The following is a 12,899-nucleotide window of genomic DNA, read 5'->3' as shown; positions in this document are numbered from 1 at the left end:
GAACCTTCGGGTCCCATCCTCGGCCGGTACATTTGTGATCCTCATCCGTGATTGAACAGCGCGACACGCGTGCGCCTGATGCAACGGCGCCAGCCGGGTTTCGCCTCGGTTTCCGTGCCGATATCGAAGGACTCAGGGCGATCGCGATCCTGCTCGTCGTTGCCGCTCACGCCGGTGTGCCGTGGCTCGCGGGAGGCTACGTGGGCGTCGACGTTTTCTTCGTGCTTTCCGGATACCTGATCACCGGGTTGCTGGTCCAGGAGGTCCAGCGCCGGGGGCGGGTTCGGCTGGGCGAATTCTACGCTCGCCGGCTGCGGCGCCTGTTGCCGGCATTGCTCACGATGATCGTCGGTGTCGGCTGCGTGGCGGCGGTCCTGATTGCACCCTTCGAACAGCTTCAGCAGGCCGAGAGCGCACGCGCGGCGACGCTTTGGCTCAGCAACATGTGGTTCGCGCTGCTGAAGCTCGAGTATTTTGGCGCCGAAGTCACGACCAACCTGTTCCTGCACACCTGGTCGCTTGGCGTCGAGGAGCAGTTCTACCTGGTGTGGCCGTTGCTCGTGATGTTCATGTTCGGCGCGTGGCACTGGCAGGGCGCGAAGCGCGATCTTCGCCGCTTGCGTCTGGGCATGGTGGCGACGGTATTGCTGTGTCTTCCGCTGTCGGTGTTCCTGACGTACGCGCAGGCGTCATGGGGCTTCTACCTGATGCCCTCGCGCGCCTGGCAATTTGCATTGGGCGCGCTGGCGCTGCTCTCGACGTCGACCGCCGATGCGTCCGCCACGCCGATAAGGGTGCCGAATGCATCGCCACAGGCCAGCAGACTGCTCGGGCTCTGCGGCTGGGTGGGGATTGCCTTCATCCTGGCACCGGCGTTCCTGCTCGATGCCTCGGCGCGCTACCCCGGGGTCTGGGCGACGGTTCCCTCGCTCGGGGCGGCGCTGGTCCTGCTGTCGGGGTCGGTGCCTTCGGGATCCATGCTGCGCCGCCTGCAGTGCTCGCCGCCGATGCAGGGCGTCGGCAAGGTGTCTTACGCCTGGTACCTGTGGCATTGGCCCGTGCTGCTGTTCGGCGGCGTGGTGCTGGGATCGGGACGCCCCGTCGTTCAGTTTGCGCTGGTGGGATTGTCGCTGCTGATTGCGATTGCCTCCCATGCCCTGATCGAAAAACCCGTGCGCGGCAGCGAGTTTCTGGTGCGGCGTCCGCTGATCGCGATCGGCGGATCGCTAGCCCTGATGGCTGCAACCATTGCCCTGGCCGGCCTGTGGCAGGACAAGGCCATGGCTTGGTCGCAGTCGCCCGCGCAGAAGCGCTTCGTCGAAGTCCGCTCCGACCTGCCGGTGCTCTATGCAATGGGATGCGATGAGTGGTTTCGCTCCGCACGCGTGGTGAGTTGCGGGTTCGGTGCCGAGAACGCGGCCAATACGGTGGTGATCATGGGCGACAGCGTGATGTTGCAGTGGTTTCCCGCAATCGCCGCGATATATGACAAGCCCGACTGGCGCCTCATCGTGATTACCAAGTCATCCTGTCCGATGGTCGACGAGTCGTATGTGAACGGACGGATCGGGCGGGAATTCCTGGAGTGCGAAGTGTGGCGTCGCGATGCGCTGCGGACGCTCGCTTCCTTCAAGCCCGATATCGTGTTCCTGGGCTCGGGACTCAGCTATCCGTTTGACGAGGAACAGTGGGTCTCGGGCACCCGGCGTGTGCTCGATGCAATTGCGCCGGCAACCGGCAAGGTGTATTTGATCAGGGCTACCCATAGCTTGCCCTTCGATGGTCCGGGCTGCCTGTCGGGCCGCGCGTGGCGGGCGCCGTTGCCATCCGCTTCGAGCGAATGCAGCGCGCCCGCGGGCAGCGTTAGGGAAACAAACGTCTACACCTGGTTGGGCCGGGCGCAAGCGGCCTACGCGAATGTCGAACTGCTCGACCTCAATGCACTCGTGTGCATGGACGGACGCTGCAATGCCGAGCGCGGGGGCAGGATCATCTATCGCGATGGCACCCACCTGAGCGCCGCTTTTGTCGCCACCCTTGCCGATGCCATTGCCGGCATCATGACAAATACGGGAAACGGAAGCTGAAGGGGTCGCCGCAGGCGCGATTGACCGTGCCGGGCCCGCTCTGGCATGGTGCTTCAACGGTCGGTGGAGAACAAGCGCGTGAATATCGAGAGCGGCTGGCTGGAAGGCGTGCGCCGCATCCCGTCGCCAAATGTCAACGAACGTCCGCCGGGCAGTGTCGTGGACCTGCTCGTGGTGCACAATATCAGCCTGCCGCCCGGTGAGTTCGGCAGCGCCTACGTCGAGCAGCTGTTCACCAACTGTCTCGACTGCACTCTTCATCCATGGTTCGAACGATTGCGCGGCCTGACGGTATCGGCCCATCTGCTGATCGACCGCCTCGGGCGCATGACCCAGTTCGTACCGTTTCATCTGCGGGCATGGCATGCGGGCGCGTCGTGTTTCGAGGGCCGCGAGAACTGCAATGATTTCAGCATTGGCATCGAACTCGAGGGTGCCGATGACATACCCTATACGTCGGCCCAGTATGCGGGACTGGCACGGGTGAGCCTGGCGCTGATGCGGGAGTATCCCGCGATCTCCGTGCGGCGTATCGTTGGGCACGCGGATATCGCGCCCGGGCGCAAGAGCGATCCGGGCGCGGCGTTTGACTGGGATTTATATCGCGCGGTGCTGGCGAAAATCGCACGATCCGTTGCACACCGCACCGCGGGAGGAGCGCAGTAGTGGAATTTCTGGCAATACTGATCGCACTGGCACTGCTCCAGGTCTGGGGTTCCGGTGGCCCGGTGCAGCACGATGCATGGTTCCTGGACTTTCGGCGCTGGTTCGGTTCACGCACCGGTGGCCTGACCCGGCAACTCGGGGTGGTGCTGCTGCCGGGCGTTGCGGTTGTCGTGCTGCAGACGTGGCTTGGCGGCGTTGCCTATGGTCTCGCCGAACTCGCCCTGTTCGTGCTGGTCCTGCTCTATTCGCTGGGGCGAGGCGATCTGGGCAGCGCGATTACCGAGTACCTGCGGCGCTGGGGGCGAGGGGACTTCCAGGCTGCTTTCGAGCAGTTGCAGGACGAGGGCAGGGAGGCAGTCGCTACCGCGGTGGAGACGGATGTGCCGGATCCGCAGGCATTGCATACGCGCGCCCGGCGCCGTCTCTACTACCGGAGCTTCGAACGGCTGTTCGCGGTCTTGTTCTGGTTCGTGGTATGCGGTCCGGCCGGCGCGCTGGTTTACCGGTTGGCGGCACTGGATCGCGCCATGGTGCGCGCCGAGGCGTCAGGCGAGGCGCAAGGTCTGGCGCTGGTGCACTGGCTCGATTGGCTGCCGGTGCGCCTCGCGGGTCTGGGTTTTGCGCTGGTGGCCGATTTCGATGCCTGCACCAAGGCCTGGCGCCGGCTGGCGGACGATGTGCAGGCCGATGCCGGCGAGGTGCTGGAATGCAGTGGCAATGCGGCACTGCAGTTTGTTGACCCCGATCCCGCCGAAGAAACGCGGGAAGCGTTGATTGCGCGAGGCACTCAGCAGATCGTGGCGATCGAAGGTTTGCAACGCCGCGCGCTGCTGGTGTGGCTGGCGGTGATCGCGCTGCTGGTCATGATTTTCTGAATCACCCGGCGTTCAGTCAGGCCTCTCCATGCGCCTGTCGGATTTCGCTGCGAGGTGTCACGCCGGCGGCTTGCGTTGTTGCCAGAGCACTTCCTGGCCGCCGTCGCGCCGCGCGATCGCGCGCGCGGTGACGAACAAGAGGTCGGACAGGCGGTTGAGAAAGCGGCGTCCCTCGACATTCAGCTCCTCGAGTTCGGCCAGCCCGACCATTTCGCGTTCGGCGCGCCGGCACACGGTACGCGCCAGGTGACAGAACGCGGCGGCCCGGCTGCCACCCGGCAGAATGAAGTTCTTCAGCGGCGGGAGTTCCGCATTCAGCTCATCCGTTTGTTCCTCGAGCCATGCCACGCGTGGGGCGGCAACCATCGCGGAGCCCGGTATCGAGAGCTCGCCGCCAAGGTCGAATAGATCGTGCTGGATGACGGTGAGCATCGAAGCCAGCGGATCGTCCGCCGGCAACTCGGCCACCAGCACCCCGATCAGCGAGTTTGTTTCGTCGATCGCGCCAATGGCCTGCATCCGCGGGCTGTGCTTGCTGATGCGGCTGCGGTCGGACAAACCGGTGCTGCCGTCGTCGCCGGTGCGGGTATAGATTTTCGAAAGCCGGTGTCCCATGTTCCGGGTCCTCCTGTTTGCTGCAATCAGGGCTACAGTGCGTAACCCACGCTAAGGAACAACATGCGTTCCGGTGCCGGGTACACACTGCGGCCGTAGGGCGTGGCAGTGGTCAGGGTATCGTATTTCTCGTTCAGCAGGTTGTTGGCACGCAGGCTGGTGTACCAGTCACCGCTGGCCCAGCGCAGCGCCATGTTGACCAGGCCTTCGGAATCGACACCCGGATAGGTGTTCGCGTCATCACCCAGCGCACGCCGCGAACCGCTGTAGGCGTATTCCACGTAAGCGTTGATGCCGTATCCGAAATTCCAGGTGCCGTTGAGCGCGCCGACATGCTCCGAGACGTAGGGGATTTCATTGCCGTCGAAGGTTCCGGACGTGACCTCGGCATCGGTATAGGTATAGCTGCCGCCGATGCTCAGCCGGGACGAGGCAGTCCACTGCCATTCGAGCAACGCTCCCTGCCGGCTCGACGATTCGAGATTGATATTGGCGCCGAAGGAGCCGAACTCGGCGCTCGGACCGGGTGCGCTCGGGTCATAGAGGATTTCATCATCGAGGTCCAGATCGAACACCACGGCGCGGCCGTTGAAGCGCTCGGCGAACCACTCGATACCGCCTTCCAGCGAGGTGCCGGTCTGCGGCGCGAGAAAAGACACCGCCGGCAGGGTGAAGCTGTTCTCGTCGACGTTCGCGTAACGCAGCACTTCGTCGCGGCGCAGCAGCAAACGCATGGATTCGTGGAATTGCCAGGCGATCGACGCGGTCGTCACCGTTTCGCTATCGCTGTTGCGGGTGCCGTTGCCGCGATTTTCATCCGCGACCTCGGCCCGCCGCGCGCCTAAGGATACCTGCACGGTGGCGCTGAGCGGATGCACGATCTGCGCGTAGACGTCGCGCTGTTCCTGGCTGAAATCGGTGAGGAAGAAGTATTCCGGAATGTCGAATTCATAGTCGCTGTCGGTGGCATCGAAGCCGATGGTCACGGTGCTGAGGCCCGCCGCGCTCCGGTATTCGCCGATCAGGCGCGGGTTGGCGGTCCGTACCCGCATATCGGTGGTATTGGCCGCAAACTGATAACCATTGCCGTCGGAATTGCGCTCGGTGAGTTCCATCTCCGCCGACCAGTGTGCGCTCAGGGCATAACGCCCGCCGAGGCGCCACGAATAGGTCTCGAGATCGCCGAAGTCGTCGGGATAGATCGTCTGGCGCCGGTCCGCGGCAGCCATTTCCACCGGCAACGCGCCGGGGAATTCGAGCTGGTCGTCGATGTACTGCGCTTCCCCGAATACCCGGCCCTCACTCCACTCGTACTCCAGCAGTCCCAGCACATTGCGGTAATCGGAGGCATTGTTGTCGCGGTAATTGTCGCTGGAGCGCTGTTCCGCGCTCAGCCGCGCCCCGACGCCGTTGGCGAAGCGCTGGCTGGCGATGGCCGATACCCGCTGGCCGCCCTCGGAGCCGGCGCCGGCCTCGACCGCCAGTGCGGCTTTTTCCGGTGTGCGGGTGACGATATTGATCACTCCGCCAACCGCCTGGTCGCCGAACAGAACCCCGGCTCCACCCTGCAGGACCTCGATGCGCTCGATATCCTTCAGTGCGACGCTGTTGAGGTCGGGTGGCTGCAGCGTGGGGTTGTTGAGCTTGCGGCCGTCGACCAGGATCAGGGTATTGTTCGCCGCGTTTTCGCCAAAGCCGCGCATGCTGACCACGACCCCGCGTCCACCGTCGCCGATGGTGTCGCGAATCTGCAGGCCGGCGCGCGCGCGCAGTACATCGGCGATCGTGATCGCGCCGCTCTGCTCGATTTCCTCGCGGGTGATCACGCTGACCGCGGCCGGGCTGTTGAGTTGCAACTGCTCGGTGCGCATGCCGGTGACGATGATCTGTTCGGGTGGAGCCGCCACCGCGGCGTGCAGGATCGATGTGCCGCACAACAGTGCGAGCGGGTAAAACGGACGAATGGTCTTCATGGTGCCTCCCCGGCCCATTTACGGACATGGTCCGCGAGGAGCAGGGGAGAATGGAGGGGCTTCATGACTGAATGCCGCCTACCGATGAGCCCGCCGCTCGATCGCAGTGCTGTCACGGATGGCCGGTCTCCGGGCTCGTGAGTGGGAGAGATAGCCTTCTCCCGAATCGGCGCCTTCCCATCGGCGCGCCTGAAGCGCGTGTCCGACAGTGGCTCTGTGCCGTTCCTGCTCACTTACCGTTGCGGGGGCAGCGCTGGGTTTTCACCAGTCTTCCCGTTTCATCCGGCGCTCACCATTTCAGGCTGGCGCCGGACACCGTCCGCGATGGGGCGGCAAATTACCCGCTGGGTGCCGGTGTGTCAATCGCGCGCAGGGGGCAGCGAGTCGCGAAAGCGCTGGAGGATCTCGGCGGCTTCCGCGATCTGCGGGCCGCCGCAGATCCAGGCCCGCGTTGGCATCCGGCGCGAATCGAAGCGTCCGTCGATGGCCGGGTGATGCAGCAATTGCTGCGACATCGAGTCGTGCTCCAGATCGACCGAATCGAACAGCACCATCGAAGGCGCGTGGGCCAGCAGGTCTTCCAGCGATAGCGTGCCGTAGCCGGAAATTCCCTGCGTGGCGGCCAGATTGCGCCAGCCCGCGAGTTCGATCAGCTCATGCTTCAGGGTACCGGTACCGGGCGTGAGACCGTTTGGCAGGTACACCAGGACGAGCGGACGGGTGCCGCTTGCCACGCGGGCCTGCACGGCGGCGAGTCGTTGCTGCGTTGCCTGGCGCAAGGCCTGGCCCGCGGCCGGTTCGCCGGCCAGTGCGGCGGTTTGCTCGATGAACGCGAGCGCGGCGTCGATGGATTCCGGCATCTCCTGGGTCTCGACCCGATAGCCGAGGCGTTGCAGCACCCGGGTAGTCCCGAGCGAGGCCATCGAGCCGGCGAGAACCAGGTCGGGAGCTTTCTTCAGTACGCTCTCGACCGAGCCGTCGAAGCGCGCGATGCCGCGTGCGCGGACCGCTTGCGCCGACAGCTGCGGATCAGTGGCCAGCTGGCTCAGCATGACGATGCGTTCGCGTGGCACCAGCAGCAGCAACAGTTGATCGGTACAGAGGTTGAGCGAGACGATGCGCTGCGCGGGTGCGGCGCGCGCCGCAAGCGCCAGCAGCATGGCCAGCGCACCGCTGGCCAGCAACAGGGCTTTCGGTCTCATGCCGGCTCCAGCGCGCGGATGCGTGCGTACAGCGCATCGTTGCGGGGGCTGGCAATGCCGGCCAGATGCGCCTGGCGGCACAGGAAGCCGGTGATGTACTCGATCTCGGTGCGTTTCCCGGCATCCAGATCCTGGAGCATCGACGAGCGGTTGTGTGCGGTCGCACGCGCCACCGCGGTGGCATCTGCCTCCACCTCAAGGGCCAACTCGTTGCGTCCGAGCCCTTGAAGAATTGCGCTGATCTCGCGACACAGGGCGAGAAATTCCGCGTGGCGCGCCGGTTCGTCGAGCAGCGCGCCATTGGAGCAGCCGTGCGCCGCACTCAGCGGATTGATCGCGCAGTTCACCGCCAGCTTGCGCCACAGGGCGCTGTCGATAGCAGTCGTTACCCGGATCTCGAGACCGGTCGCCCGCAATTCGGTGGCGAGCTGTCCGGTTCGCGTGAGGTCTCCTGCCGGATAGCCTCCGACGAGCGTGTGTCCGATCCCGGCATGGCGCACCCTGAAGGGCGCTTTCAGATAGGCGCCCTCGGTCGTGAGGGCGCAGTACAGCTGTGCCCGGGGCGCGATGCGCGCGGCTTCGTCCTGGAAGCCGATGCCGTTTTGCAGCAGCACAACGCAAGCGTCGGTTGCGATGCGCGGGGCGAGCGGGCGCAGCGCGCCGCTCACCTCGTGCGCCTTGGTGCATACGAGCAGGCGGGTGAGCGGATCACCGGCATCACGCGCCTCGAGCGTCAGCTGAAATTCGCGCACCGCCGCGGCTGTCTCGAGCACGAGCTCGTGATACTCTGCGCGCGGCGGTGGTTCACGCCGGATCATCCGCACCGTGTGCCCGGACGCCAGCAGGTACGCACTCCACAAACAGGCCATGGAGCCGCTGCCGAGGATGTGCCAGGTAGGTGCCGGATTCGCTGTCATCGGGCCATTATCCATGATCGCGCGGCGCAGGCGCAGGCGCAGCGCGGCGCGAGCTGAAGGAGCAATCGAATGCCGTCATTTGACGTGATTTCCGAAGTGGATCTGCATGCGCTGACCAACGCCGTCGACCAGGCCAGCCGGGTCATCGGCAATCGTTTCGATTTCAAGGGGGTGGATGCGGAATTCGAGCGCAAGGAGCGGGTGATCGCAATGCGTGCCGAGGCCGATATCCAGCTCGAGCAGATGCTCGACATCCTGCGCGGGGCGCTGATCAAGTGCAAGATCGATCCGCGTGCAATCAAGGAAGGCGAACTGCAGAGAACCGGCAAGGTGGTGAAGCAGGAAGTAACGCTGCAGCATGGCCTCGATATCGATACCTGCCGCAAGCTCGTGAAAATGGTCAAGGAGGCGAAGCTCAAGGTGCAGGTCGCGATCCAGGGCGAGCAGGTGCGGGTGACCGGCAAGAAGCGTGATGATCTGCAGGAAGTGATTGCGCTGTTGCGCGAAACCGATCTCGGTGTGCCGCTGCAGTTCGACAATTTCAGGGATTAGCCCTGGCCCCAAAGTCGGCAGGGCAAGCTTTTTGAACGATCCATTCGCGGGCCGGACCGAGCCGGGTATCGCCGCCTCGATCTTCAATCGGCGGGTGCTGGAGTGCGTGTTTCTCGGATTCACTTCCGGGCTGCCGTTGTATGTGCTGATCCAGCTGGTACCGCTGTGGATGAAGGATGCGGGGGTCGATCTCGCGGGCATCGGCCTGTTTACCCTGGTCGGGATTCCGTACACCTGGAAATTTCTCTGGTCGCCGCTGATGGAGCGCTACCGCGTGCCGCTGCTCGGGCGCAGGCGCGGCTGGATGCTGCTGACCCAGCTGCTGTTGCTGGGCACGATCGCCTCGATCGGATTTCTCGATCCTGGCAAGACGCTGTGGCACCTGGCGGCGCTGTGTGTGGCGGTGGCATTTTTCAGTGCCAGCCAGGATATCGTGGTCGATGCCTACCGGCGCGAACTGCTGCCCGATCATGAGCTCGGTATCGGCAACGCGGTCCATGTGCAGGCCTACCGGATTGCCGGGCTGGTTCCCGGTTCGCTGGCGCTGGTGCTGGCCGAGTACCTGCCGTGGACCTCCGTTTACCTGGTGGTCGCGGGCTTCATGCTGATCGGGGTGATGAACACCCTGTTCATTCGCGAAGTGGTCGACAGGCCGGTGCTGCCGGTCTCGTTGCGTGAGGCGATTACCCGGCCCTTCCAGGAATTTTTCGGGCGCCTCGGGTGGCGGCTGGCAGTGATGACCCTGGCTTTCATGTTCCTGTACAAGCTCGGCGACAGCATGGCCACGGCCCTGTCCTACCCGTTCTACCGCGAGCTCGGGTTCAGCCTCACGGAGATTGGCGTGATCGCCAAGACCGCATCGCTCGCGGCGGTGATCATCGGCGCATTGCTGGGCGGGGTGTGGATGATCCGCCTCGGCATCAACAACGCACTTTGGCTGTTCGGGGGAGTACAGCTGCTCAGCATCCTCGGTTTTGCCCTGCTTGCCGAGACCGGCCCGGATCGAATGACGCTCGCCGTGGTGATCGTATTCGAGTACCTGGGGGTCGGGCTCGGCACGGCGGCATTCACGGCATTCATTGCGCGCTGCACCAACCCGCTGTTTGCGGCCACCCAGTTTGCGCTGCTCACGGCATTGACCGCGCTACCGCGCACCCTGGCCAATGCCGCCACCGGATTCCTCGTGGAGTGGGTCGGCTGGACGATGTTTTTCCTGCTCTGTTTCGTGCTGGCGATTCCCGGCATGTTGCTGTTGCTGAAAGTCGCGCCGTGGGAGCGGAAAACCTGAATCAGGGAACCCAGCCGAAGCGTTTCAGATCGAGCCGCGCATTGACCACCAGCACGCCCTCCGCGAGCAGCAGCGCGCGTTGCCGTTGTGCCGAGGTAGAGCCCGGGGGCAGCGAAATACGGCCTGCCGCGTTGATCACGCGGTGCCAGGGGATACGGCTGCCCGCGGGCAGCTCGCGCAGCACGCTGCCCGCAAAGCGCGCGCCGTTGGGAATGCCGGCGAGTGTCGCGACCTGTCCGTAGCTGGCGACCTTGCCCGCTGGAATCAGCGCAACGATTTGCCAGATCCGCTCGCGCGGCGAAGGCTCGCGGGCTGAAGCGCCGGGACCGGGACGATCGCGCATCGGCTACGGCCGGCTGCCGTCGTGGGTCTTGACGAGAGTCCTGTCACGTACGTCCACGCCCGATTCTCCCGAAAAGCGGTTGAAACGGCGCGAATTCTCTCCCGAAACGCGGACGCGCCGCGAATTTTTTGCTGCCGGCCCCTTGAACTGCTCTGTTATGGCCTCATATCAGGGACGCACAAACGCTCGAGCCCGGTGATCGAGACTTGACGAAACGCGTTTCCTGCATATGATTGGCACTCCCCGAGGGAGAGTGCTAACCGGGAGAGGCCAAGCCTCCCTCCAGTTTTTTTCGGGTGTTTGTAACCACAAACCATTGATTGGGAGAAAAGCGATGAAGATTCGTCCGCTGAACGACCGCGTTGTCGTGAAACGCAAAGAAGAAGAAACCGTGTCCGCTGGTGGCATCGTGCTGCCGGGTTCGGCCAAGGAAAAGCCCACCCAGGGCGATGTCCTGGCAGTCGGTACCGGCAAGGTGCTCGAGAACGGTGACGTGCGCCCGATGTCCCTGAAGGTGGGTGACAAGGTGCTGTTTGGCCAGTACTCGGGAAATACCGTCAAGATCGACGGCGAAGAAGTGGTCATCCTGAGCGAAAGCGAAGTTTATGGCGTGATCGAGTGATCGCCGGCGGCGCAGACGCCGCCCGATCGCTGGTCACAACCGCAAGTATCAAACGAGAGAAGGAACTGAACAATGGCTGCTAAAGATGTGAAATTTGGCGACTCCGCCCGCCAGAAAATGTTGAAGGGCGTGAACCTGCTGGCCGATGCGGTCAAGACCACGCTGGGCCCGCGCGGGCGCAACGTGATCCTCGACAAATCGTTCGGCGCGCCGACCGTCACCAAGGATGGCGTTTCGGTTGCCAAGGAAATCGAGCTGAAGGACAAGTTCGAGAACATGGGCGCACAGATGGTGAAGGAAGTGGCTTCCAAGGCCTCCGATACCGCCGGTGACGGCACCACCACCGCGACCGTACTGGCCCAGGCAATCGTCAACGAAGGCCTTAAGTCGGTTGCGGCCGGCATGAACCCGATGGACCTCAAGCGCGGCATCGACAAGGCCGTCATCCGCGGCCGTTGCCGAGCTCGAGAAGATGTCGACCCCCTGCGCCGATACCAAGGCGATTGCACAGGTCGGCACGATTTCCGCCAACGGCGACGAAAGCATCGGCACCATCATTGCCGAAGCCATGGAGAAAGTCGGCAAGGAAGGCGTGATCACGGTCGAGGAAGGCTCGGGCCTGAACAACGAACTCGACATCGTCGAGGGCATGCAGTTCGATCGTGGCTACCTGTCTCCGTACTTCATCAACAACCAGGAAAAGATGGTCGTTGAAGTCGAAAGCCCCTACATCCTGCTGGTCGACAAGAAGATCTCCAACATCCGCGACATGCTGCCGCTGCTCGAGCAGGTTGCCAAATCAGGCAAGCCGCTGGTCGTGGTTGCCGAGGACGTGGAAGGCGAGGCGCTGGCGACCCTGGTCGTGAACAACATGCGCGGCATCATCAAGGTAGCGGCCTGCAAGGCGCCGGGATTCGGCGACCGTCGCAAGGCCATGCTGCAGGACATCGCGATCCTGTCGGGCGCAACCGTGGTCAGCGAGGAAGTGGGTCTGGAACTCGAGACCACCACGCTCGAGCATCTCGGTACCGCCAAGCGCATCACGATGGACAAGGACAACACCACGCTGATCGATGGCGCCGGCAATGCCGCGGATATCGAAGCGCGCGTGAAGCAGATCCGCGTACAGATCGAGGAAACCTCCTCTGACTACGACCGCGAGAAACTGCAGGAGCGCGTTGCCAAGCTCTCCGGCGGCGTGGCGGTGATCAAGGTCGGCGCGGCTACCGAAGTCGAGATGAAAGAGAAGAAGGCACGCGTCGAAGACGCGCTGCATTCGACCCGTGCCGCGGTCGAGGAAGGCGTGGTTGCCGGTGGCGGTGTGGCCCTGGTGCGCGCCGTGCAGGCCATCTCGAAGCTCAAGGGCGACAACGAAGACCAGAACCACGGTATCGCGGTCTGTCTGCGCGCCATGGAAATGCCGTTGCGTGCCATCGTGGCCAATGCCGGCGCCGAGCCTTCGGTTGTGCTGGCCAAGGTCAAGGACAACAAGGGCAACTTCGGCTACAACGCGGCCAATCACGAGTACGGCGACATGATCAAGCTGGGCATCCTGGATCCCACCAAGGTCACGCGTACCGCGCTGCAGGCGGCTGTTTCCATCGCGGCCCTGATGATCACCACGGAAGTGATGATCGCCGAGCTGCCGGAAGACAAGCCGGCTGGTGGCCACGGTGGTGGCGACATGGGCGGCATGGGTGGAATGGGCGGCATGGGCGGCATGATGTAACTGTTTGCCCTGGAGGGACGGTTGCAAGAC

11 protein-coding genes, 1 pseudogene and 1 riboswitch are annotated in these 12,899 nt (G+C 63.9%); of the genes and pseudogenes, 7 read left to right on the top strand and 5 right to left on the bottom strand.

Features of this window, described 5'->3' with window-relative positions; genetic code table 11:
• Window positions 1-47: 47 nt before the first annotated feature.
• Genes IPF49_21025 through ampE form a run of 3 tightly spaced genes read left to right on the top strand, consistent with a single transcriptional unit; the run spans window position 48 to window position 3,628 of the window.
• On the top strand, window positions 48-2,087 hold the full coding sequence (locus IPF49_21025) for an acyltransferase family protein (protein MBK6290072.1): 2,040 nt from the start codon (window positions 48-50) through the stop codon (window positions 2,085-2,087).
• A gap of 45 nt (window positions 2,088-2,132) precedes the next feature.
• Window positions 2,133-2,753: a 1,6-anhydro-N-acetylmuramyl-L-alanine amidase AmpD gene (gene ampD, locus IPF49_21020; protein MBK6290071.1), complete on the top strand. Its 621-nt coding sequence runs from the start codon at window positions 2,133-2,135 to the stop codon at window positions 2,751-2,753.
• Window positions 2,753-3,628: a regulatory signaling modulator protein AmpE gene (ampE, locus tag IPF49_21015; protein ID MBK6290070.1), complete on the top strand. Its 876-nt coding sequence runs from the start codon at window positions 2,753-2,755 to the stop codon at window positions 3,626-3,628. The genes ampD and ampE overlap by 1 nt, the downstream gene beginning before the upstream one ends.
• Window positions 3,629-3,685: 57 nt before the next feature.
• Here the strand turns inward: ampE and IPF49_21010 are convergent, their stop codons facing one another.
• From IPF49_21010 to IPF49_20995, 4 genes are all read right to left on the bottom strand, one after another.
• Window positions 3,686-4,243, bottom strand: coding sequence for a cob(I)yrinic acid a,c-diamide adenosyltransferase (locus tag IPF49_21010; protein ID MBK6290069.1), 558 nt, complete (start codon window positions 4,241-4,243; stop codon window positions 3,686-3,688).
• 32 nt (window positions 4,244-4,275) lie between these two features.
• On the bottom strand, window positions 4,276-6,216 hold the full coding sequence (locus IPF49_21005; protein ID MBK6290068.1) for a TonB-dependent receptor: 1,941 nt from the start codon (window positions 6,214-6,216) through the stop codon (window positions 4,276-4,278).
• A gap of 102 nt (window positions 6,217-6,318) precedes the next feature.
• Window positions 6,319-6,551: riboswitch (cobalamin riboswitch) on the bottom strand.
• Between the two features lie 24 nt (window positions 6,552-6,575).
• A complete protein-coding gene (locus tag IPF49_21000; GenBank protein ID MBK6290067.1) occupies window positions 6,576-7,418 on the bottom strand; it encodes an ABC transporter substrate-binding protein in 843 nt (280 codons plus the stop codon).
• The gene (locus tag IPF49_20995) at window positions 7,415-8,335 is read right to left on the bottom strand and encodes a 2-dehydropantoate 2-reductase (protein ID MBK6290066.1); all 921 of its coding nucleotides are present in this window, start codon (window positions 8,333-8,335) and stop codon (window positions 7,415-7,417) included. Before IPF49_20995 ends, IPF49_21000 begins: the two co-directional genes overlap by 4 nt.
• A 69-nt stretch (window positions 8,336-8,404) precedes the next feature.
• Here IPF49_20995 and IPF49_20990 point away from each other — a divergent pair, with 69 nt between their 5' ends.
• Complete coding sequence (locus IPF49_20990; GenBank protein MBK6290065.1) at window positions 8,405-8,887, top strand: YajQ family cyclic di-GMP-binding protein; 483 nt, start codon at window positions 8,405-8,407, stop codon at window positions 8,885-8,887.
• A 67-nt stretch (window positions 8,888-8,954) separates the two neighbouring features.
• The gene (locus tag IPF49_20985; GenBank protein ID MBK6290064.1) at window positions 8,955-10,175 is read left to right on the top strand and encodes an AmpG family muropeptide MFS transporter; all 1,221 of its coding nucleotides are present in this window, start codon (window positions 8,955-8,957) and stop codon (window positions 10,173-10,175) included.
• 1 nt (window position 10,176) lies between these two features.
• Here the strand turns inward: IPF49_20985 and IPF49_20980 are convergent, their stop codons facing one another.
• Window positions 10,177-10,518 carry an MGMT family protein gene (locus tag IPF49_20980; GenBank protein MBK6290063.1) on the bottom strand — a complete coding sequence of 114 codons (342 nt, stop codon included), beginning with the start codon at window positions 10,516-10,518 and terminating at the stop codon, window positions 10,177-10,179.
• A gap of 334 nt (window positions 10,519-10,852) precedes the next feature.
• Here IPF49_20980 and IPF49_20975 point away from each other — a divergent pair, with 334 nt between their 5' ends.
• The gene (locus IPF49_20975) at window positions 10,853-11,140 is read left to right on the top strand and encodes a co-chaperone GroES (GenBank protein MBK6290062.1); all 288 of its coding nucleotides are present in this window, start codon (window positions 10,853-10,855) and stop codon (window positions 11,138-11,140) included.
• Between the two features lie 72 nt (window positions 11,141-11,212).
• A pseudogene (gene groL / locus IPF49_20970) lies at window positions 11,213-12,869 on the top strand (chaperonin GroEL).
• The last annotated feature ends 30 nt before the right edge of the window (window positions 12,870-12,899 follow it).

The organism is Gammaproteobacteria bacterium, assembly GCA_016705365.1.
Lineage (GTDB): Bacteria > Pseudomonadota > Gammaproteobacteria > Pseudomonadales > UBA5518 > UBA5518.
Note: the sequence above shows the minus strand (reverse complement) of the source record. Positions and strands in the feature narration are given on the sequence as shown.

Coding starts and splice junctions, on each gene's coding strand:
- IPF49_21005 (MBK6290068.1), bottom strand. CDS start 6,216: ATGAAGACCATTCGTCCGTTTTACCCGCTCGCACTGTTGTGCGGCACA.
- IPF49_20975 (MBK6290062.1), top strand. CDS start 10,853: ATGAAGATTCGTCCGCTGAACGACCGCGTTGTCGTGAAACGCAAAGAA.
- IPF49_20990 (MBK6290065.1), top strand. CDS start 8,405: ATGCCGTCATTTGACGTGATTTCCGAAGTGGATCTGCATGCGCTGACC.
- IPF49_20995 (MBK6290066.1), bottom strand. CDS start 8,335: ATGACAGCGAATCCGGCACCTACCTGGCACATCCTCGGCAGCGGCTCC.
- IPF49_21000 (MBK6290067.1), bottom strand. CDS start 7,418: ATGAGACCGAAAGCCCTGTTGCTGGCCAGCGGTGCGCTGGCCATGCTG.
- IPF49_21010 (MBK6290069.1), bottom strand. CDS start 4,243: ATGGGACACCGGCTTTCGAAAATCTATACCCGCACCGGCGACGACGGC.
- IPF49_20980 (MBK6290063.1), bottom strand. CDS start 10,518: ATGCGCGATCGTCCCGGTCCCGGCGCTTCAGCCCGCGAGCCTTCGCCG.
- ampD (MBK6290071.1), top strand. CDS start 2,133: ATGGTGCTTCAACGGTCGGTGGAGAACAAGCGCGTGAATATCGAGAGC.